This window comes from Nocardioides imazamoxiresistens (assembly GCF_032378595.1).
GTDB lineage: Bacteria > Actinomycetota > Actinomycetes > Propionibacteriales > Nocardioidaceae > Nocardioides > Nocardioides imazamoxiresistens.
This window is the reverse complement of sequence record NZ_JAVYII010000003.1, coordinates 36,523-56,920: the sequence shown is the minus strand read 5'-3', so window position 1 is coordinate 56,920 and position 20,398 is coordinate 36,523. Positions and strand designations below refer to the sequence as shown.

General features: G+C 73.9%; 16 protein-coding genes. 9 read left to right on the top strand and 7 right to left on the bottom strand.

From position 1 onward, the window contains the following. Positions 1 to 5 precede the first annotated feature (5 nt). A complete protein-coding gene (locus tag RDV89_RS07185) occupies positions 6 to 701 on the bottom strand; it encodes a fasciclin domain-containing protein (protein ID WP_315732278.1) in 696 nt (231 codons plus the stop codon). 198 nt (positions 702 to 899) lie between these two features. Next, positions 900 to 1,682, bottom strand: coding sequence for an IclR family transcriptional regulator (locus RDV89_RS07180; protein WP_315732277.1), 783 nt, complete (start codon positions 1,680 to 1,682; stop codon positions 900 to 902). Positions 1,683 to 1,906: 224 nt separating this feature from the next. Here RDV89_RS07180 and RDV89_RS07175 point away from each other — a divergent pair, with 224 nt between their 5' ends. From RDV89_RS07175 to RDV89_RS07155, 5 genes are read left to right on the top strand one after another with little or no spacing between them, the layout of a single operon-like run. Next, positions 1,907 to 2,821: a hypothetical protein gene (locus tag RDV89_RS07175; protein WP_315732276.1), complete on the top strand. Its 915-nt coding sequence runs from the start codon at positions 1,907 to 1,909 to the stop codon at positions 2,819 to 2,821. Next, the gene (locus RDV89_RS07170) at positions 2,818 to 3,594 is read left to right on the top strand and encodes an HpcH/HpaI aldolase family protein (RefSeq protein ID WP_315732275.1); all 777 of its coding nucleotides are present in this window, start codon (positions 2,818 to 2,820) and stop codon (positions 3,592 to 3,594) included. Before RDV89_RS07175 ends, RDV89_RS07170 begins: the two co-directional genes overlap by 4 nt. Continuing rightward, complete coding sequence (locus RDV89_RS07165) at positions 3,591 to 4,970, top strand: MFS transporter (RefSeq protein WP_315732274.1); 1,380 nt, start codon at positions 3,591 to 3,593, stop codon at positions 4,968 to 4,970. Before RDV89_RS07170 ends, RDV89_RS07165 begins: the two co-directional genes overlap by 4 nt. A 28-nt stretch (positions 4,971 to 4,998) precedes the next feature. Further along, the gene (locus tag RDV89_RS07160) at positions 4,999 to 5,895 is read left to right on the top strand and encodes a DUF6282 family protein (RefSeq protein WP_315732273.1); all 897 of its coding nucleotides are present in this window, start codon (positions 4,999 to 5,001) and stop codon (positions 5,893 to 5,895) included. Between the two features lie 3 nt (positions 5,896 to 5,898). After that, entirely contained in the window at positions 5,899 to 6,588 is a 690-nt protein-coding gene (locus RDV89_RS07155) for an NAD(P)H-dependent oxidoreductase (RefSeq protein WP_315732272.1), read from the top strand. 19 nt (positions 6,589 to 6,607) lie between these two features. Here RDV89_RS07155 and RDV89_RS07150 read toward each other — a convergent pair whose 3' ends face one another. Next, entirely contained in the window at positions 6,608 to 8,212 is a 1,605-nt protein-coding gene (locus tag RDV89_RS07150) for a molybdopterin-dependent oxidoreductase (protein ID WP_315732271.1), read from the bottom strand. A 62-nt stretch (positions 8,213 to 8,274) separates the two neighbouring features. Between RDV89_RS07150 and RDV89_RS07145 the strand changes: the two genes are divergently transcribed. After that, positions 8,275 to 9,195: an AEC family transporter gene (locus RDV89_RS07145; RefSeq protein ID WP_315732270.1), complete on the top strand. Its 921-nt coding sequence runs from the start codon at positions 8,275 to 8,277 to the stop codon at positions 9,193 to 9,195. Between the two features lie 27 nt (positions 9,196 to 9,222). Continuing rightward, positions 9,223 to 10,023, top strand: a complete 801-nt coding sequence (locus RDV89_RS07140; RefSeq protein ID WP_315732269.1) for an enoyl-CoA hydratase-related protein — start codon at positions 9,223 to 9,225, stop codon at positions 10,021 to 10,023. Positions 10,024 to 10,065: 42 nt separating this feature from the next. Here the strand turns inward: RDV89_RS07140 and RDV89_RS07135 are convergent, their stop codons facing one another. Then, the gene (locus tag RDV89_RS07135; RefSeq protein WP_315732268.1) at positions 10,066 to 10,887 is read right to left on the bottom strand and encodes a transglutaminase-like domain-containing protein; all 822 of its coding nucleotides are present in this window, start codon (positions 10,885 to 10,887) and stop codon (positions 10,066 to 10,068) included. Between the two features lie 188 nt (positions 10,888 to 11,075). Between RDV89_RS07135 and RDV89_RS07130 the strand changes: the two genes are divergently transcribed. Further along, positions 11,076 to 13,373, top strand: a complete 2,298-nt coding sequence (locus RDV89_RS07130; protein WP_315732267.1) for a HelD family protein — start codon at positions 11,076 to 11,078, stop codon at positions 13,371 to 13,373. Here the strand turns inward: RDV89_RS07130 and RDV89_RS07125 are convergent. Together RDV89_RS07125 and RDV89_RS07120 are read right to left on the bottom strand one after the other, a co-directional pair. Continuing rightward, entirely contained in the window at positions 13,357 to 13,761 is a 405-nt protein-coding gene (locus RDV89_RS07125) for a hypothetical protein (RefSeq protein WP_315732266.1), read from the bottom strand. The two genes, RDV89_RS07130 and RDV89_RS07125, sit on opposite strands and share 17 nt — an antisense overlap. Further along, positions 13,758 to 14,309, bottom strand: a complete 552-nt coding sequence (locus RDV89_RS07120) for a hypothetical protein (RefSeq protein WP_315732265.1) — start codon at positions 14,307 to 14,309, stop codon at positions 13,758 to 13,760. The genes RDV89_RS07125 and RDV89_RS07120 overlap by 4 nt, the downstream gene beginning before the upstream one ends. Before the next feature lie 64 nt (positions 14,310 to 14,373). Between RDV89_RS07120 and RDV89_RS07115 the strand changes: the two genes are divergently transcribed. Next, entirely contained in the window at positions 14,374 to 15,540 is a 1,167-nt protein-coding gene (locus RDV89_RS07115; RefSeq protein ID WP_315732264.1) for a glycosyltransferase family protein, read from the top strand. 176 nt (positions 15,541 to 15,716) lie between these two features. On the opposite strand, the gene RDV89_RS07110 is transcribed toward RDV89_RS07115, so the two are convergent. Continuing rightward, positions 15,717 to 20,285, bottom strand: a complete 4,569-nt coding sequence (locus RDV89_RS07110) for a lamin tail domain-containing protein (RefSeq protein WP_315732263.1) — start codon at positions 20,283 to 20,285, stop codon at positions 15,717 to 15,719. Between the last annotated feature and the right edge of the window lie 113 nt (positions 20,286 to 20,398).

Here is a 20,398-nt window from a genome sequence, read left to right as displayed (position 1 = left end):
GACCGTCAGTTGGCCGGCGGGAGCATCACCGAGTCGATGACGTAGACCGTCGCGTTGGCGGTCTGGATGCCGCCGCACAGGACGGTCGCCTCGGTGCCGGTCTCACCCGCGGTGACGCCGGTCTCCGCGTCGCCCTCGACGGTCAGCTCGGCGCCGTTGAGGGTGGTGTGCGTGCCCGCGATCTCGTCGGGCTCGAGGCGCTCCGGGAGGACGTGGTAGCTGAGCACGGGGGCGAGAGCACCCTCGGGGTCGGCCGTCAGCGCCTCCATGGTCTCGGCCGGGACGGCCTCGAACGCCGGGTCGTACGGCGCGAAGACCGTGAGCTCCTCGGCCGAGTTCAGCTGGTCGGCCAGACCGGGGACCAGGCCCACGGCGCCGACGAGCTGGGTCAGCAGCGGGTTGTTGCCGGCCGCCGTGGCGACCGGGTCGACCGTCATGCCCTCGAGCGAGCCCGCGCCGTCGGTCGGGATCTCACCACACGCGTCGCCGAACACGGCGGCGTCGGTGGCGCCCTCGTCCGAGGTCTCCGGGGCGGAGGACTCGCTGCTGCCGGTGTCGCTCGAGCCGTTCGAGTCGGTGCCGTTGTCGGTGTCCTCGTCCGAGGAGTCGCCGCAGGCCGCCAGGCCGACGGACAGGGTCAGGGCGAGAGCCGCGATACCGCTGGAGCGACGAATCGTGGAGCGGCGGTTCAGAGTCTTCATCGTGCTGACCTTTCGGGTCGGTTTCCGGGGTAGTCCCGCGGTCGGGCGTCTCGGCGACGGTCCTCAGCGGGTCTTGCAGGAGTCGTTCGGCGCTGCTCGGGGGGCGGATGGGATCGATCTCAAAGTTTTTTCCACCCGTGTGCGCTGACTCCTGCGCGAGCGGCTGCGACCTGGCCAGCGCCGGGGCGGCAGCCCGGGTCAGCGTCCGGCGACGGGCGCTTCCGAGGCGGGTGCCCACGTGCCGCCCAGGGTGCGTGTCAGGTCCTGCGCCGCCTCCATCAGCAGGGCCGACTCCTTGGGTGAGCTGTCGAGCGGGAGCGCGGTCGTGGTGCCGAGGAGGCCGAGGGAGGCGCAGATGCCGTGGGTGTCGAAGATCGGGGCCGCGAACACGCTGACGCCGTTGTTCGACACGCGCTGGCCCATGGTCCCGGACCTGATGCTGGCGATGTCGGTCAGCGTCTCCTCGCGGACCTGGTCCTCCAGCGTCCCGACGAGCCGTTCCACGAGCATGCGGTCCTCGTGGAACGCCAGGAAGACGCGCGTCTGGGCCGCGTTCATCTGCAGGTGGGTACCCACGCGGACCGTCACCGACGCGCCCCATTCGACGCTGTTCTCGGAGTGCACGACCACGGGCCCGGTCGCACCCCACACGCTCAGCGCGACCGTGTGGCCGGTGGCCCGGCTCAACCGTCGCATCACCGGCGGGGCCGCCGAGGTCACCGACAGGCCCCCCAGCGCGAAGGCGCCCAGCTGGACGAGGGCCTGCCCCGGTTCGAACGTCGTGCTCACCTGGCTGTTGCGCCGTAGCAGTCCGGTGGTCTCCAGCGAGGCCAGGTACCGCGTCGCGGTGGACCGGTTCAGGCCGAGGAGCCGGGCGGCCTCCGCCGCAGAGACGGTCGGGCGCTGGGGGCTGAACAGAGCGAGGATCTGGGCGACCCGCGCTACCGACTGGATGTCGTTGCCGGCTGTCTCGTGCGCCAATTTTGGTCTCCTCGTCGAGTGGCTGTGTTCGCGATGCGACCTCAGTCTAGGCCTGGCGGTGCGGATGGCGTGCAGGTTCGTTGACGATGCGCCGCAATACGAACCGCTGGTCGGGCCTCGAGCGCCAGGAGCGGCGTTGACAACTCGCATCGTGAACTAGATATTCGTCATCCGAACAGTGTCCCGGCTCACAGCGACCCGGGAGTCCGGACCGAGGAGGACGCATGATGACCGGCGCGAGCACGACGCACGACCCTCGACAGGCGATGGCCCCGGCCGGCCTCGCCCTCGACCGCACCCAGCCGATCGCGGAACCCCAGTACCTCGACCTCACCGCCCTGACCCGACGGGGGACCAGCCCCGCGGGGACCACCTGGACGCTCCGGGGACAGAACGCCTTCGTGCACTACGTCCAGGTCGAGCGGCACGAGCTCGCGGTGGCGGGCACCTTCAGGGACGAGACACTCCTGGTGTGCGCGACCGCTGACTCCGCGGCCGTCGTCGAGTGGGACGGTCGGCGCACCAGCATCAGCGGCCAGGGTGTCGCGATCGTGCCTCCGGGCCAGGTGCGGGTCGAGGCGGCCGGCACGGGCGACCTCGCGCTGCTCGTCAGGACCGACGAGCCCGCCTGGGCCGGGACGGCGGTGAACGAGGAGGTCTACGCGCACCCCGCACCCCGCGTCGCCCCCGCCGACCCCTGGCCCGCGCCGGTCGGGGACCCGGCGGTCCGGGTGCACCTCGTGGCCGACCACCCCGCGGAGGAGGGACGTTTCGGCTGGATCTTCCGCAGCCGCTCGTTCATGGTGAACTTCGTTCCGCCGCACGACGGGCCGCGCGACCCCCGTCATCTCTCCCCGCACCACCACGACGACTTCGAGCAGTACTCGCTCGCGGTGCAGGGCGAGTTCGTCCATCACATCCGCACGCCGTGGGTCAAGGACGGCACGCAGTGGCGCGAGGACGACCACGTCTCGATCGGGAGTCCCTCCCTCACGCTCATCCCGCCGCCCACCATCCACACGTCGGCCGGGAGCGGGCCGGGGCGCAACCTGCTGGTGGACATCTTCAGCCCGCCGCGGGTCGACTTCTCGCAGCAGCCGGGCTGGGTCCTCAACGCCGAGGAGCACCCGCAGCCGTGAGGACATCACCACGTGACACGTTCCGCCCCGGCGCCCGGTCGCTGGGGACCTGGGTGAAGCTCGCCGGCCCGGAGTCGGTCGAGATCATGGCCTTCGCGGGCTTCGACTTCGTGGTGCTGGACCTCGAGCACGCCCCGCTCGACCTCTCGGCGACCTTCGCGTCGGTCTCGCTGGCCGACGCGTTGGGGCTCACGCCACTGGTGCGGGTCCCCGACCACGCGCCGTCGACCATCCAGAAGGTGCTCGACATGGGCGCCCACGGCCTGGTGGTGCCCCGGGTCCAGGACGGCGGGCAGGCCGCGGCCGTCGCCCGGGCGTTCAGCTTCCCGCCAGCGGGTACCCGGGGCGCCGGCAGCACCAGCCGTGCCGGTCGCTGGGGGACCCTCCCGCCCGACGAGTACGTCGCCGACGGGCGCGACCGTGCGCTGCTGGTGGTCCAGGTCGAGTCCGCCGCGGCCGTCGCGGCGGCGGACGAGATCGCCGCGGTTCCCGAGGTGGGCGGCATCCTCCTCGGCTCCGCCGACCTCGCGCTCGACCTGGGCGTGGGCCCGGGTGACGCCGCCGTCTCCGCCGCTGTCTCCGCCGTGCGCGAGACGGCTCGTGCGCACGGCAGGCTCTTCGGCCTTGCCCACGGCGCCGACCCCGAGGCGGTGCGCACGGGGCTCGACGCCGGCAACGACTTCGCGCTGGTCGCGAACGACACCACCTTCCTCGCCACGGCCGCTCGCGCCGCCGTCACCGCCGTCCGCGCATCCGAGAAGAGGCACGCATGACCACCCCGACCGACCACCCCGCGCCGTCGCCCGCGAGCGTCGCCCGGTCCACCTCGCAACCTCCCGGCCCGTCGGCCGCGCAGGACCGGCTCGACCGTCGCCGTGCGCTCACCGGCGGCATCACCGGGTACTTCGTCGACCAGTTCGACATCTACGTGCCGGTGATCGCCCTCGCCCCGGCCATGGCGTACTTCATCCCGGCCGGCCTGGACGCCGGCACGGCGACCATCATCGGGGCGTTCATCTTCACCGCCACCCTCATCGGCCGTCCGCTCGGAGCGATGATCTTCGGGCTCGTCGCCGACCGCACCGGCCGCCGGCGCGCGACCATCATCGCGATGGCCGGCATCGCCGTCACCACGTTCCTCATCGCCCTCCTGCCGGGTTACTCCACGCTCGGCGTGTGGGCGGTGGCGCTGCTGATCGTCCTGAGGATGCTGGACGGCGTCTTCCTCGGCGGGGAGTACACCGCGGCGATCCCGCTGGCGATGGAGTGGTCGCCGCAGCACCGGCGCGGCCTCGCGAGCGGCTGGATCACGATGAGCGCACCGCTGGCACTGGCGCTGATCTCGCTGATGACGCTCGGTCTGCTCCAGGTCTTCCCGTCCGGGTCGGCCGAGTCCGCGTACGCCGTGTGGGGCTGGCGGATCCCGTTTGTCATCGGGGCGCTGCTCGCCGTGGCCACTCTCTACTACTTCGTGAAGTACGTCCCCGAGTCCGAGGGCGGTCAGAGCACCACGGCGCCGGCGGCCCGGGTCTCCCCGCTGCGCGAGCTGTTCCTCGGCGCCCAGCGCTCCAGCCTGCTCCAGGTCTTCGTCCTGATGACCGGGGTATGGGTCGTGCTCAACCTGACCGTGTCCGTGGTCCCCGGACTGGCCCAGGCGGCGGGCGGCCTGTCGGCCACGCAGCTCACCGTCGCGCTGTCGATCGCCTCGATGATCAGTGCGGTCACGTACCCGCCGGCGGGGATCCTCAGCCAGCGCATCGGCCGCCGTCCGTTCTACATCGGCGCCGGGCTGCTCGTCGCCGTCGTCGGTGGCGGCACGGTCGCCGTGCTGGCCCGCTCCGAAGGTCTCGGCTTCTGGCCGACCACCGCCCTGCTCAGCGTGGCGTTCACCGTCGGCATCCTGGCCTTCGGGCCGATCGCCGCCTACATGACCGAGCGCTTCCCGGCGGCGCTGCGCGCGACCGGGTACGGCATCGGCTACAGCCTCGCGCTGGTCGTGCCCGCGTTCTTCGCCTACTACCTCCTCGGCCTGGAGGCGTTCGTCGGCACGGAGTTGGCGCCGGCGGTCCTGTTCACCCTCGGTGGGCTCCTCACCGTGGTCGGCGCCTGGCTCGGGCCCGAGACGCGCGACGTCGACATGTCCCTCTGAACCACCCCTTTCGACCGAAGGAGATCCGATGACCACGATCGAAGCGAGCACCGTCGACCGGGCGCTCGAGGGCCTCGTCGACATGCACTGCCACTCCGGACCGTCGCCGATGCCACGGGAGTTCGACCACGCAGAGGGGGCTCGCGACGGGTGGGACCGCCTGCGCATGCGCGCCCTCGTGGCGAAGTGCCACCACCACAACACGCAGATGGACGTGCTCTCGCAGCGCAGCCTGCTCGCCGACATCCCCACGGAGGTCATCGGCGCGGTGGCGCTCAACACGACCGTCGGCGGGCTCAACCTCTCCCAGGTGCAGCTCTGCCTGGGTCTCGGCGGGAAGGTCGTGTACCTCCCGACCGTCTCGTCCGGCCGCCACATCGACTGCCACGCCGAGAACCTCGGCTTCCCGACCCCGACGGTGAAGCTGTCCGCGGAGCGCATCGAGGTCGTGCGCGACGGCCAGGTGGTCCCCGAGCTGCTCCCCATCTTCGACGAGGTGGCTGCGCACGACGCCGTCCTGAACGGGGGCCACCTGCACCCCGAGGACATCGCGGTGTGCTTCGCGGCCGCCCGCGACCGCGGCGTGACGAAGTTCGTCGTCTCCCACCCCGACTTCGTGCTCGGCGCCGAGCCCGAGCAGTGCGCGGAGTACGTCGCGAACGGCGCCCTGATCGAGCACGAGCTGCACATGTACGACCCGGGGGCGCGGATGCAGTGGCCCGTCGAGCAGCTGCTGCGCTGGATCACGACGCTGGGACCCGAGAACACCCTCATCGGTTCCGACCTCGGGCAGGCGGGCTTCCCGCGGCCGGTCGACGCCTTCCGGCGGGTGGGGGCGGCGCTGCTCGAGCTGGGACTGCCCGAGGCGGACCTCCGCACGATCGTGCACGACAACCCGCGCCGGCTCCTCTCGCTCGAGGGCTGAGGCGTGGCCGAGCTGTCCGCGGACCGACGACCGGGGCCCCTGCGGGCCCTCGTCGTCCATGCGCACCCGGAGCCGAGGTCCTTCGTCGCCGCCATGCGGGACGTGGCCGTCGCCGCGCTCGAGGGGGCCGGCGTCGCCACGACCGTCTCGGACCTGTACGCCGAAGGGTTCGAGGCCGTCGCCTCGCGTCGCGACTTCGCGACGGTGGCGGACCCGGGACGCTTCCACCTCCAGGACGAGCAGCTGCACGCGTCGCGCCACGACGGGTTCGTGGAGGAGGTGCGCCGCGAGCAGGAGCGGCTGGCAGAGGCCGACCTCCTGCTCCTCACGTTCCCGTTGTGGTGGGGAGGTGTCCCGGCTGTCCTGAAGGGATGGTTCGACCGAGTGCTGGCCTACGGGTTCGCCTACGAGGACGGGCGGCGCTACGACTCGGGGATGCTCACCGGCCGCCACGGCCTGCTGGGGGTCTCGACGGGTGGCACCCGCCGGCGGTTCTCCGCCGGGGACGCGTACGGGGACATCGAGCAGGTGCTGTGGCCGACGCAGCGCTGCATGGTGGAGTACCTCGGGCTGGCCGCCGCGCCGCCCTTCGTGGCGTACGCGGCTCCGCGGGTCGAGCACGCGGAGCGGGCGGCGTACCTGGACCAGTGGGCGCAGCGCGTACGCGACCTGGTCGCGGCCGCCGGCGGCTGACCCTCTCGCACCGGGCCGCTCAGGCCACCATCACCGCGCGGGTGTGCAGCCCGCTGGAGCCCTCGGGGAACGGGCGCATCTGCACGTCGGTCTGCACCTCGCCGTCGACGTCCGTGGCGCGCACGGTGAAGCTGTGGCGGCCCGGCTCGTCGACCTGCCAGCGGTAGAACCACTGCCGCCAGTAGTCGACGCCCGCATCGGCGCCGAGCTCGACCTCGGTCCAGGCGCCGCCGTCGATCTGGATCTCCACCTTGGCGATGCCGCGGGTCTGCGCCCAGGCGACGCCGGCGATGACGACCTCGCCCGCGTCGACCTCCGCGCCCGACTTCGGCACGTCGATGCGCGAGGAGATCTTCACGGGGGCGTCGGTGGCCCAGTCGCGCTCGGTCCAGTACGCCACGTCGTCGGCGTACGTGGTCAGCGTCAGCTTGGTCAGCCACTTCGTCGAGCCCACGTAGCCGTAGATGCCCGGGATGATCATCCGCACCGGGAAGCCGTGGTCGCGGGGCAGCGGCTCGCCGTTCATCCCGACCACCACGAGGGCGTCGCGGCCGTCGGTCGCGACGTCGAGGGGCGTCGAGATGGTGAACCCGTCGACGGCGGTCGACAGCAGCTGGTCGGCGCGGTCGCCCACGCCGGCGCGGTCGAGGATGTCGGTCAGCGGGACGCCGAGCCAGCGCGCGGCGCCGACGTACTGCCCGCCCACGTCGTTCGAGACGCACGTCATCGTGATGTCGCGCTCGACCATGTCCATCTCGAGCAGCTCGTCGAAGGTGATGGTCAGCTCGTTCTCCACGTCGCCGTCGACCGTCAGCGTCCACGACTCGTGGTCCACGACGGGCACCGACAGGTTGACGTCGACGCGGTAGAACTCGTCGTTCGGCGTGCGGAAGGGCGAGATGCCGTCGATGTCGAGGCCGTCCGGCAGCGGCGGGTCCGCGTCGACCGGCTTCGGCAGCGCGATGTTGCCGATCCGGGTGCGGGCGACGGTGACCCACTGGCCGACCGCGCCGCTGACGGCCGCGGCCGCGGCCAGCACGCCGGTGGCGATGAGGACGCCGCGGCGCGTGGCCCCGCCGGACGTGGTGCCCGGCGTCGCGTCGTCCATGACGTCGTGCGAGCCGCTCCCACCGTGCGTACGCGCCGGCCGCAGCGGGAGGCCGGAGGCCGCGCGCAGGAACCACCACAGCGCGGCGGCGCCGACGACCGCGGTGGCCACGGCGGGCACGACGTCGAGCGGGCCGGAGGTCGGGCGCAGCAGCACCAGCACGCCGGCGACGACGGCCAGGGCGACCAGCAGCGCCAGGCCGAGGCGGAGGCGCCGGGCGGCCACGACGCCGATCGCCGCCGACAGCAGCAGCGTCACGACCAGCACAGAGCCGATCAGGATGGGCTTGTCGGCCGTCCCGAAGTTGGCGACCGCCCACTCCTTGACCGGCGTGGGCGTCAGGTCGATGACCGTCGAGCCCACCCCGAGGACGGGGGACGCGGCCGGGTCGGTGATCGAGGCCACCAGGTGGCCGACCGCCATGCCGACGAGGGTGGCGAGGACGCCGCCCGCGGCGGCGAGCAGGACGCCCGGGCGGCGGGGGCCGGGGCGTGCGGAGTCGGTGGAGTCAGCCATGCGGGGTGTTCGGTGCGGCCACCGGGGGCGGATGGGTCCCTTCGGGGAGATACGGTGCGACCGTGCTCGCCGTGCTCGAGGGATTCGCCACGATCACGGTGCTCATCGGGATCGGGATCCTGCTGGCCCAGCTCGGGATCATCGACCTGGCCGGCCAGCGGGCGCTGTCGCTGCTGGCCTTCTACGTCGCCAGCCCCGCCCTGCTCATCACCGTCCTGGAGGACGAGGACATCGGCGACGTCCTGTCCAAGACCCTGGTCGCCTCGGCGGCCAGCGTGCTGGTCGTGGTCGTGCTCTACGTCCTGCTCGCGCGGCTGGTGCTGCACCGGGACCTCGCGCACACCGTCGTCGGGTCGCTGTGCTCGGGCTACGTCAACGGCGGCAACCTCGGCATCCCGATCGCGGCCTACGTGCTCGGCGACACCGCGCTGGTCGCGCCCGTGCTGCTGCTCCAGATGCTCGTGCTCCAGCCTCTCGCCCTCACCGTCATGGACGTCGCGGTCGCCGAGGAGCGGCTCTCGGCGGTCAAGGTCCTGACCCGCCCGTTCCGCACGCCGCTGACGGTGGGGTCGCTGATCGGCATCTTCCTGTCCGTCACGCAGCTGCAGCTGCCGCGCCCGGTGCACGACCCGCTCGAGCTGCTGGGGGCGATGGCGGTGCCGAGCATGCTGCTCGCCTACGGCGTGTTCCTCCGGCTCGGCCCGCGCCCCGGCTTCGGCGGCGCCGCCGAGCTGCTCTCGATCACGGTGCTGAAGCTGGTCGTGCAGCCGCTCGCCGCCTGGGCCGTCGGCCGCTTCGTGCTGGGCCTCGACGACCACGCCCTGCTCGCCGTCACGGTGCTCGCGGCCCTGCCCACGGCGCAGAACGTGTTCGTGCACGCCACCCGCTACGACCGCGGCATCGTGCTCGCCCGCGACGCCGTCTTCCTGACCACGATCCTCTCGGTCCCCGCCGTCACCGTCGTCGCCGCGCTGCTCGCCTGACCGGCGCCGAGCGGGCACCATGCCCCCATGACGCAGAACGAGGACGGACGGCACGCCGGCCAGGACGACCAGCTGGTACGCCTCGAGCTCACGGACCTCGGCGAGGGGCTCGGCCGCCTCGCGACCGTGGTGCTCGACTCGCCGCACAACCGCAACGCGCTCTCGCGCCGGCTCGTCACCGAGCTGCTCGACCACCTCGCGGCCACGGACGAGGACCCCGAGGTCAAGGTGGTCGTGATCCGCTCGGCGCACCGGGTGTTCTGCTCGGGGGCCGACCTGTCCGAGGCGGCGACGGCGCCGCTCGAGGAGGGCGCGCGGGCCGTCGTCGAGCTGCAGCGCCGCATCGTGGCCCACCGCAAGCCGGTCGTGGTCGTCCTCGGCGGGCCGGTGCGCGCCGGGGGCACGGGCATCGTGGCGGCGGCCGACGTGGTCGTCGCGAGCACGGAGGCGACGTTCGCGCTGACCGAGGTGAAGCTGGGCGTGACGCCCGCGGTCATCTCGCTGACCGTCCTGCCGCGCCTGACCGACCGGGCGGCGGCGCTGACGGCGCTGGGCGGCGAGGTCTTCGACGGCGCCACGGCGGCGGCGTACGGCCTCGTCACCACCGTCGTCGCCCCCGACGAGCTGGACGCCGCGCTCGACGGGGTCGTCGGGTCGCTGGCCACCGGGGCGCCGCAGGGCCTCGCGGAGACCAAGGCGCTGCTCAACCGCGACCTGCTCGCCCGGATCGACGCGGAGGGTGAGCGGCTGGTCGCCCTCAGCGCCCGGCTCTTCGCCTCCGACGCCGCCCGCGAGGCGATGACGGCGTTCTTCTCCCGCCGCCGCTGACGCCGCCGCCGGGGCCGTCGAGCGGGAGGTCGAGCCGGCCCCTCAGGTGATCGCGACCAGCTCGTCGAGGTCGTCGCCGGGCAGGGGCCCGTCCACGATGGCGTGCACCTGCGAGACCAGCAGCTCGATCTGCCCGCCGTGGTTGTCGCAGAACGCGGCGTCGGCGGCGTCGCGGCCGGTCGCGATCCGCACCAGGGACGAGCGGGGCGCGAGGCAGGTGGCGTCGGCGACGTACCACCGGTCCCCGACCAGCGCCTCGGCCACGGCGTGGAAGTCCATCGGGTCGCAGCCGGGGGCGTAGACGGCCGCGAACCGGGCGGGCACCCCGAGCGCGCGCAGCAGGGCCACGGTCAGGTGGGAGTAGTCGCGGCACACGCCCGCGCCGGCGAGCAGGGTGTCGGAGGCGCCGTCGGTCGGCTTGCTGGTGCCGGGCACGTAGTCCAGGCGCGCCCCCACCCACGCGGCCACGCGCGGCAGCAGCTGCGCCGGCGCGTCGCCGTGCTCCTCGAGCACCGCGGCGAACTCGGTGGCCGCGAAGCCGAAGAACGTGTCGGCCTCCGCGTAGCGGCTGGGCCGCAGGTAGAGCGAGCGCTCCCACTCGCTGCCGCGGGAGGGACGCGCCCGCCCCTGCACCGTGGCGGCGTAGTCGACCACCAGGCGCCCGGGCGTCGGGTCGAGGACGTGGATGCGGCCGCCGCCGGGGTCGCGCACCTCGCGCACCTCGACGGGCCGCCCGTCCAGCGTGCAGCGCAGGTCCTCGCGCAGCTGGTCGGAGTCGTACGCGCCGCTGACCGCGACCTGGAGCTCCAGCTCGCACCCGTCGACCACCTCGATCTCCAGGTGACACCCCATCTCGCGCTTCACGCCGCACATTGTTGCTGCCCGGGCCCCGCGGCGCACCCGCCCGTCCGTGGACGACCGGGGTGACCCGCGTCGCGCGTCGTGGCGTGGGCTCCCGGCGCCGCGCGGGGGTACGCTTTCCTGCTTGCTCCCGCGGGACGCCGAACCGCGGGCACAGGGGGAGATCCGAGCCGCACGGAGGCATTCGAGAAGTGACGCAGGACCAGGCAGCTGACCAGGCAGGGGACCAGGGGGCGCCCGACCAGACCGTCGGCCGACCCGACGCCGACGTCGAGGCCCGCGAGGTGGCGGGGGAGCAGGCGTTCGTCGACCGCGTGAGCGACCAGCTGGTCGTCTCCACGCAGCGGGCGCAGCGCCTCGCGACCGAGGGGTACAACCGCGGCAAGCTGGGCCACGAGGGCGGCCTCGTCGAGCGCGACGCGATGGTCTTCCAGGCCGCCAAGCGGATCGCGCAGCTCGACGCGGCCCACGAGGGTCTCGTGTTCGGGCGCCTCGACCTCACCAGCGACCGCGACCCCCAGCCGCGCTACATCGGCCGGATCGGCCTGCGCGACGAGAACCACGACATGCTGCTCGTCGACTGGCGCGCCCCCGCGGCGGCGGTGTTCTACCAGGCCACGGCCGCGACCCCGCAGGGCGTCGTGCGCCGCCGGGTGCTGCGCAGCACCGGGCGTACCGTCCTCGGGGTCGAGGACGAGCTGCTCGACGCCGAGGCCCAGGCGGCCGAGGAGGAGAGCGGCCGGGAGCTGCCGATCGTCGGCGAGGGCGCGCTGATGGCGCAGCTCTCCCGCGCCCGCGACCGCTCCATGCACTCCATCGTCGCGACGATCCAGGCGGAGCAGGACGAGGCCATCCGCGCGCCCGCGAAGGGCGTGGTCACGATCTCCGGCGGCCCCGGCACCGGCAAGACGGTCGTGGCGCTGCACCGGGCGGCGTACCTGCTCTACAACGACCGGCGGCGCTTCGAGTCCGGCGGTGTGCTCGTGATCGGTCCCAGCGGCGTCTTCATGCGCTACATCGAGCGCGTGCTGCCCAGCCTCGGCGAGACCGCGGTGGCGCTGCGCTCCCTCGGCGAGGTCGTCGACGGGGTCCGTGCCTCGCGCCACGACGAGCCCGCGGTCGCGGACATCAAGGGCTCGGAGCGGATGGCGGAGGTCGTGCGTCGCCTCGCCCGCCAGCAAGCCCCGGGCTCGCCGAACGAGTTCTCGCTGTTCTGGCGCGACAACCGCCTGACCCTCGACGCCGGCTCGCTCGGCAAGGTGCGCCGCCAGCTGATGAGCCAGGGCCTGCGCAACCGGCAGCTCTCGCGGGTGCCGCGGGCGCTGCTCGACGTGCTGTGGCGCCAGGTGCGCTCCGAGCGCGGACGCGACCTGGGACGCGACTACTTCGACGACGACCTGCTCTCGACCAGCGCGTTCGTCGACTTCGCCGCGGCCTGGTGGCCGCCGCTGGCCGCGATCGAGGTCTTCGAGTGGCTGCGCGACCCCGACCTGCTCGGTCGGATCGCCAACGGCCTGCTCGACGCGGAGGAGCAGCGGCTGCTGCTGAAGTCGTGGGGCAACGGGCCGGTCGACCCGCGCACCGGTGCGGGCCTGTCGATCGCGGACGTCCCGCTGGTCGACGAGCTGCGCTACGCCCTGGGCGACGTGCCGGCCGCGACGGAGTCGGACACGCAGCTCGACGACGTGCTCGGCGTCGACCAGGGCGGTGTCGACATCCACGAGCTGACGACGGCCTCCGACCGGGAGTACGCGCCGCGCGGGCGCTCCTGGGCGCCCCCGACGCACCGGATCGAGGACGACCCGTACGCCCACGTGCTCGTCGACGAGGCGCAGGACCTCACGCCGATGCAGTGGCGGATGGTCGGGCGCCGCGGCCGCACCGCGTCGTGGACGATCGTGGGCGACCCGGCCCAGTCGTCGTGGCCGGTGCCGGCCGAGGCCGACGCCGCGCGCGCCGCCGCGCTGGAGAAGAAGACGGTCCACTCCTTCCACCTCTCGACGAACTACCGCAACTCGGCCGAGATCTACGCGTACGCCGCCGCCTACGCCGAGCGGGTCGGGCTCGACGCCGACCTGCCCGACGCGGTGCGCCGCACCGGCACGGCGCCGGTGGAGGTCGACGGGGTCCCCGACGACGCGCTCGAGCAGACCGTGCGCGCCGAGGTCGACCGGATCGCGGCCTCGGTCGGCGGCACCGTCGGCATCGTCGTGCCCGCGGCGCGCCGCTCCGAGGTGAACTCGTGGCTGGCGCGCTGGGAGGAGCGGGCGGGCGACGCCCCGTCCGCCGCGGCCTCCGTCGACTCGACGCAGCCGCCGAGCGGCACCGACCGCGTGGTCGTGCTGACCGGCCTCGACACCAAGGGCCTCGAGTTCGACGGCATCGTGGTGGTGCGCCCGCAGGAGATCGAGGACGAGTCGCTGACGGGCCGCGCGACGCTCTACGTGGTGCTCACCCGGGCCACGCAGCTGCTCAGCTGCGTGGGCTGACGCGGGTCGCCGCCTGGGCGGAGCTCGCGGCGCTGGCCGCGCCGGCGATGACCAGCACGGCGCCGGCGACGGCCAGGCCGGCCAGCCCGGCCGCGCCCAGCAGGTGGCCGTAGCGCGCGACCAGCAGGACGCCCGCCGGCACCGTCAGCCCCACGACGACCGCGTACGCCCACGCCGCGGCCCGCGAGCGCCCCGCCGCGAGCGCGCAGCCGGCCAGCAGGAGCGGGGCGAGGAGCACCAGGAGGGCGGCGACGCCGCCGGGCGGGTACGCCCGCAGCAGCGCCGTCAGCGCGCGCCACGAGACGCCCACGCCCAGCGCGACCGCCGCGACGGGCCCGGCGCAGGCCACGGCCGCGCCGAGCCAGCGCAGCAGACCGGCCGGGCTCACGGCTGCGGGACGTCGGCGGCGAGCACCTCGATCTCGTCGATGCAGTGCCGGTCGCCGTCGTCGACCACGACGAGGCGCACGGTGAGGGCCGCGCCCTCGAGCTCCGCCTGGTCACCGAGGGCCTCGACGGTCGCCGTGCCGCCGCCGTCGGCGTCCTCGGTCACCTCGGTGATCTCGTAGGCGACCTCGGGGTCGTCGGTGCCGGCGACCTCCTGGGCCTCCTCGATCGCGTCCTCGAGGTCGTCGCGCTCCTCGCTCGTCGGCGCGGTGCACATCAGCCGCGCCCCGGCGTCGACGTCGAGCGCCTGCGCGGCCTCGACGGCCTGCTCGGCCGTGCTGCGCACGTCCTGCGGGCCGTCGTCGGAGAACGCGGCCACCAGCCCCCACGTGCCGCCCGCCAGGAGCAGCACGACCAGGCCGACGACGATGCCGACGAGCAGGCCGCGGTTGCTGCGCGGCGCGGGGTGGTACGGCGCACCGGGCTGCGGCACGCCCGGGGGCACGCCCCGTCCACCGGGCGGCGGGGGCGGCGGCAGCGGGTTGCTCATGGCGGTGCGTCGTACCCCGGGCGCCGCGGCGTCAACCCCGGGCCCGGCGTCTAGCATCGCCGCGATGGCTCCCGCACCCGCCGACCCCCGCCCCGACGACGCCCGTCCTGTCGATCCCGCCCGCCCCGGCGCCGGGCTCTCGGTCCTCGTCGTGACCGTGGTGCACCACCCCGGCGACGCGCGGATCGCGCACCGCGAGATGGGCGCCCTGCTCGACGCCGGCTTCGAGGTCACCTTCCTCGCGCCGTTCTCGGGGTTCGGCCTCGCGCCGCGCGACGGCGTCACCTCGGTCGACGTGCGGCGCTCCTACGGCCGCCGCCGCGTCGGCGCGCTGCTCGACGCGCGCCGCAAGATCCGCGCCCTGGCCCCCGAGCACGACCTCGTGCTGCTGCACGACCCCGAGCTGCTGCTGGTCGCCGGGGCCGCGGGGCGTACGCCCGTGGTCTGGGACGTGCACGAGAACGTGCCGGCCACCGTGCGGATCCGGTCGTGGATCCCGGCCTGGCTGCGCACCCCCCTCGCCGGCTTCCTCACCCGGCTGCTGCGCCGCGCCGAGCGGCGCCACCACGTGCTGCTGGCCGAGCACGGCTACCGCGACCTGTTCCGTCGCGACCACCCCGTGGTGCCGAACTCCACCGCCGTGCCGGCGACCGTGCCCGGGCCGGACGCGGACGGGCCCGCGCGGGTCGTCTACCTCGGCACCCTGACCCGCGACCGCGGCGCCGGCGAGATCGTCGAGCTGGCCCGCGCGCTCGCGGACCGCCCGGACGTGCGCGTCGAGGTGATCGGCACGGCCCACGGCGAGGTCGGCGCCACGCTGCAGGCCGAGCACGACGCGGGACGCCTGGTCTGGCACGGGTTCGTGCCCAACGACCGAGCGCTGCCGCTGCTGCACGGCGCGGTCGCCGGCCTGGCCCTGCTGCACGACGAGCTGAACCACCGGGTGTCGCTGCCGACGAAGAACATGGAGTACCTCGCGCACGGCGTCCCCGTCGTCGCCACCCCGCTGCCCGAGGTGGAGGCGTTCCTGGCGGCCTCCGGCGGCGGCGTGGTCGTGCCCTTCGGCACCGCGCCGGTCGACGCGGTGCTCGCGCTGGCCGACGACCGGGCCCGGGCCCGCGCGGCGGCCGAGCGCGGTCATGCGTACGTGCTCGAGCGGCACAACTGGGACCACGACCGCGAGCTCTTCGTCGCGACGCTCGCCGCCTGGGCGCGGGAGGCGCGGGGCTGAGCCGGCTCGGCGAGCGGTCCGGCGAGCGGCCCGGCGCGCGGTCCGGCGGCGGGGCCGTTCTCTCCAGTGCAGCTCGGTGCGCGGCGCGGCGACGTCCGTCTCCCGACGCCACGAGGCCCGGCCCCCACCGGGGACCGGGCCTCGCGCCGCGCTGTCTGTGCCTGGTTCGGCCGGACTCAGTCGGCCCGGCGGCGCCGGGCCGCCAGGAGCAGGGCGGTGCCGGCGCCGAGCAGGCCCAGCGCGCCGGCCAGGAGCGCCGGCGAGACCGTCGAGCCCGTGTCCGGGAGCGGGCCGCGTCCGACGACCTTGCCGCTGCCGGGCCGGGAGTCACCCACCCAGCCGCCGGAGCCCGGGCCCGTGCCGCCACCCGCGCCGGCACCCGGGCCGGAGCCCGAGCCACCCGGGCCACCGGGCGCGTGGCCGCCGACGTCACCGCCGGGGCCGGGCGCGCCGCCGGAGCCACCGTCCGAGCCGCCGTCCGAGCCGTCGTCCCCGTCACCCGGGTCCGTCGGGTCCGTCGGGTCGACCGGCGCCGCGACGAGGCGGAACGAGCGGACGGCGGTGGTCTCGACGCCGCCGTGCGGGTCCGACACCACGGCGTACCAGCTGTAGACGCCGGGCGTCTCGAGGTCCCACGGCACCGCGGCCACGCCGCCGCTCGGGACGTCGGTGACCGCGCCGATCTCGCGGGTCGTCAGCACGTCGGCGGTGAAGCCCGTCGTGGTGAGCGACTTGTCGCTCGGGGCGATGCCGAGGTCGGCGTAGTCGAGCTCGAAGTCCTGGTAGTACCAGGGGTCGTCGGCCGGGCCGAGCAGCGAGGGCTCCTCGGAGTTGTAGCGGTCGAGCGACGGCGAGAAGGTGCGCACGCGCATCTGCTCGCCCTCGTTGTCGAACTGCATGAGCCGCAGGAAGCCCTGGCCGCCCTCGGGCAGGCCCTGGTAGTCGAACAGCATCGAGTGGACGTCGCGGTCCGGAACCCCGTCGCCGTCGTCGTCGAACGCGTCGATCCGGGTGTACGCGTCGTGGTAGTGGCCCGAGAGCACCATCTCGACGTTGGGGTTGGTCGCCACGACCTCGTCCATGATCCGCTGCGGGATCGGGCCGAGACCGCCGGTGGTGAGCAGGAACTCGTGCAGGCTCACGACCGCGACCCGCTCGGGATGGGCCGCCAGCACCTCGTTCATCCAGGCGATCTCCTCGTCGCCCGGGTCCCAGCCCATGTAGAGCATGAGGAAGTCGATGCCGCCGGCCGAGACCAGGTCGTAGTGGCCGCGGTTGTCCTTATAACTGCCGCCGTACCAGGGGTTGCCGGCGAAGCGGGCCTCGCCGAAGTGCTGCGAGTAGACCGAGTAGTCGGCCGGCCGGTTCCCGACGTCGTGGTTGCCGGCGAGCACGCCGTAGGGGAAGCCCGCGTCGTCGAGGCGCTGGTACTGGGGCGAGGCGTTCTGCCACTGGTAGGGCTGGTCCCAGTCGTCCACGATGTCGCCGGTGTGGAAGAGGTAGCCGATGTTCTGCTCCTCGCGCTGGTCCAGCACGTAGTCGTGGATGGCCGACTGGTGCTGCGTGAACTCCTCGTTGTAGTACTGCGTGTCCGACTCCCAGGCGAAGCTGAAGTCGTACTCCGAGCGGGGCGTGTCGTCCGCGTGGCGCGGGGTCACCGCGGTGTCGCGGGTGGACAGGTCGGGCGAGGCGTACCCCTCCGAGTGCTGCACGAGCACCGACACGACGCCGTCGCGCACGGCGTCGGCGACCCCGACCGTGCCCGTCAGCGCGAACTCCTCGCCGTCGGTCGTGGTCAGGTGGCGGGCGACCTCGATCCACGACGAGCCGTCGGCCGCCAGCGCGTACAGGATCACCTGCGCGTCGGCGTCCGCCGTGCCGTCCCAGGTCAGCCGCACCGAGGCGTCGGCGCCGGCGTCGGCCGGCACGGTCACGTCGAACGTGTAGTAGGGCAGCTCGTCGGTGGAGGCGACCGGGGCGAGGCCGGCCGTGGTGGGCAGCTCGGCCGCCGAGCGCGCGGCCTCGGGCGTACGCTCCAGCGCCCCGGCGTCGGTGGTCGTGCCGGAGCCGGCGACGACGGCGTCGTCGCCCAGCTGCATGCGGTAGCCCTCGCGGAAGGACACGTCGAGCGCGTCGCCGGTCGGGTCGCTGACCTCGGCCTGCAGGATCGCGGACCCGGCCTCGACCTCGGCGCCCTCGGCGGGCGCGAGGCCGTCGGCGCCCGGCTGCTCCTCGGGCACGACGAAAGTGGTCGTCGACGTCGTCACGTTGCCGACCGCGTCGGTCGCCGTCACGGACAGCACATGGTCGCCGGCGGCCAGGGTCGTCGACGAGGTGGTCGTGCCCAGCGCGACGGGCTTGCCGTCGAGCAGGGCCACGACGTCCGCGACACCCGAGCCGGAGCCGTCGGTGATCTCCGCGTCGACGACGAACTCGCCCTGGTAGACGCGTCCCTCCTCCACGCTGGGCGTGACGGTCGGTGCCGTGTTGTCGACCAGCACCTCGGCGCTCGCGCTGTCGGTGCCGTCGGTCGCGGCGACCGTGTGGGCGCCGTCGGTGGTGGCGGTCGTGTCCCAGTCGTGGGCGACGGCGGAGTACGCGTCGTCCGGCAGCGTGAACTCGGAGACGAAGAAGTCGTTCTTGCCCGCGCTGTCGCCCATCTGCACGATCCGCGTCGGGTCGTCGTAGCCGGCGGGACGCAGCGTGCGGCCGTCGGGCAGCACGAGACGCATGCCGGAGATGACGAAGTCGTCGTTGTTCTCGTCCTCGTCGATCCACGGACCGGCCTTGGTGCCGGCCCACACGTCGACCGAGAGCGGCTCGCCCTGCGTGATGTGCTCGAGCGGCACCGGCACGGACAGCGTCTCGGTGCGCTCGTAGGAACCCTCGTCGAAGATCGCGAGGATCTCGTCGCCGATCCGCACGCCGTTGCGGAAGTAGAAGTCGGTCTGGGAGTACTCGAAGACGAAGTGCGGGGAGCGCTCCAGCGAGGGCCGCGTCTCGACGACCTGCTCGTCGATGGTGAGGTCCAGCTCGGGCGGGAACGTCTCGCCGGCCGCGGAGATGCTCGTCGTGCCGCCGACGAACTCGCCGTCGGTCACGTTGAGCCGCACCGGGTCGTCGTTCGCGCCCGCCACGTCGACGCGCCGCGCCTCGGTGGTGGTCGTCCGGGTGCCGTCGGTGGCGACGACCACGTACTCGTACCAGGACTTCCCGGCGACGTCGGCCGGGTGCACCGTGTGGCGGTACGCCGTCGGGTCGGCCGGGTCGCGCACCAGGTTGACGGCCACGGGCTCGTCGTCGACGTCGTTGCGGAGCTCGAGGGTCACCGTGCGCACCTGCACGTCGTCGGTGACGGCCAGGTCGATCGCGAGCCCCGCGGCCGGGTCGATCTCGGCGCCGGTGCGGTCGGCGACCTGCGGGGCCTCGGCGTCCGCCGGGGGCACGATCAGGCCGCCGGGCACCTGGTCGACCTGCACGCGGCCGGGGCTCGGGTCGCGGCCCGCGACGATCGTCTGCAGGCCCTGGTCGTCCGCCGACGCCGTGTACTGGATGCCGCGGTTGTCGGCGACGTCGCTCGCGCCGGCCATGTTGTAGTACGCCCGGTTGACGCTGAAGCCGGTGTTCGTGCGGATGTCGATGCCGCGCGGCGAACCGTTGGCCATGCCGGCGGACCGGATCTCGACCAGGTCCTCGCCGAGCGTGAGGTCGCTGCCGAACTCGGCGTTGAAGTCCGCGTCCGTCAGGTCGTCGTTCGGACCGTTCTTGATCCACAGCACCAGCGTCTCGCCGGCGGGGATGGTCACGTCGCGGGGCGTCGAGGGCCACAGCGCCTCGTTGGTGTTGGTCGTGTAGTCCTGCGGATACAGGTACGTCAGCGCGTAGTCGGCGAAGTCGACCGGCTCGCTGCCGGCGTTGTAGACCTCGACGAACTCGAACCCGTCGGAGCTGCCGACGTTGCGCGAGTTGGGGAGCAGCTCGGTGACCTGCAGGGTGGCGCCGCTGAGCGTCGGGTCGGGCTCGAGGCCCGCGACGTCCTCGGGGTCGCCCGGGTCGCCCGGCTCCTCCGGCTCGCCGGGGCCTTCGGGCTGCAGCGCCTCGGGGGCGACGGTGCCGGGGGTCATCGGCGAGGTGGTGGCGAGCACGCGAGCCGGCTGGCCCACGGCGGCGGGCACGGCGAAGTCGACGCCGAGGTCGTCGGCCATCGAGCCGGCCGGGTAGTGCGACCAGGTCAGGATCCCCTCGGGGCCGAGCACGCGGATGCCGCGGTCGCCGCCGTTGGCCATGCCGGCCTGGCCCGTCACGCGGACCACCTGGGTGTCGGCGCTCGCGCCGGTCGCGGCGCGGAACTCCTCGACGCTGCGGGCGAACGAGTCGAGCGTGCCGGCGGCGTTGCGGTAGCTGAGCCACAGCACCGCCGAGCCGCCCGGCGCCACGGTGACGTCGGACTCGACCGTCAGCGGGACGTCGCGCGTCGTGTCGGTGGAGTCGGCGTAGGTGTAGGCGAACGTGATGCCCGCCTGCGCCAGCGACACGGGTGCGCCGGTCGGGTTGGTGATCTCGAAGTACTCGAAGTCGTCGTGCCCCACGGGGTTGGCGAGGATCTCGGAGACGAAGACCGGCGGCGCGGCGGCGGCGACCGCGCCGGTCGGGGCGAGCGCGAGGCCGGTGGCCAGCGCGGCCAGGCTCGCGCCCAGCGCGACCGCACGGCGTGCGGGCACGGGGGCCAGGGGTGAACGGGGCACGGGGAGGACCTTTCGGACGTGGAGATCCCGGGGGCTTTCCAGGAAGCGGCGTGGGGACCGTAGGGACGCCGAGCGACCGGGTGGTGTCCAGTTCGGGTGCGTCGGGGAACGAC

Excerpts from the sequence above, each read along its gene's own strand:
- RDV89_RS07115 (WP_315732264.1), top strand. The coding sequence starts at position 14,374 with ATGGCTCCCGCACCCGCCGACCCCCGCCCCGACGACGCCCGTCCTGTC.
- RDV89_RS07165 (WP_315732274.1), top strand. The coding sequence starts at position 3,591 with ATGACCACCCCGACCGACCACCCCGCGCCGTCGCCCGCGAGCGTCGCC.
- RDV89_RS07160 (WP_315732273.1), top strand. The coding sequence starts at position 4,999 with ATGACCACGATCGAAGCGAGCACCGTCGACCGGGCGCTCGAGGGCCTC.
- RDV89_RS07175 (WP_315732276.1), top strand. The coding sequence starts at position 1,907 with ATGATGACCGGCGCGAGCACGACGCACGACCCTCGACAGGCGATGGCC.
- RDV89_RS07140 (WP_315732269.1), top strand. The coding sequence starts at position 9,223 with ATGACGCAGAACGAGGACGGACGGCACGCCGGCCAGGACGACCAGCTG.
- RDV89_RS07120 (WP_315732265.1), bottom strand. The coding sequence starts at position 14,309 with ATGAGCAACCCGCTGCCGCCGCCCCCGCCGCCCGGTGGACGGGGCGTG.
- RDV89_RS07150 (WP_315732271.1), bottom strand. The coding sequence starts at position 8,212 with ATGGCTGACTCCACCGACTCCGCACGCCCCGGCCCCCGCCGCCCGGGC.
- RDV89_RS07185 (WP_315732278.1), bottom strand. The coding sequence starts at position 701 with ATGAAGACTCTGAACCGCCGCTCCACGATTCGTCGCTCCAGCGGTATC.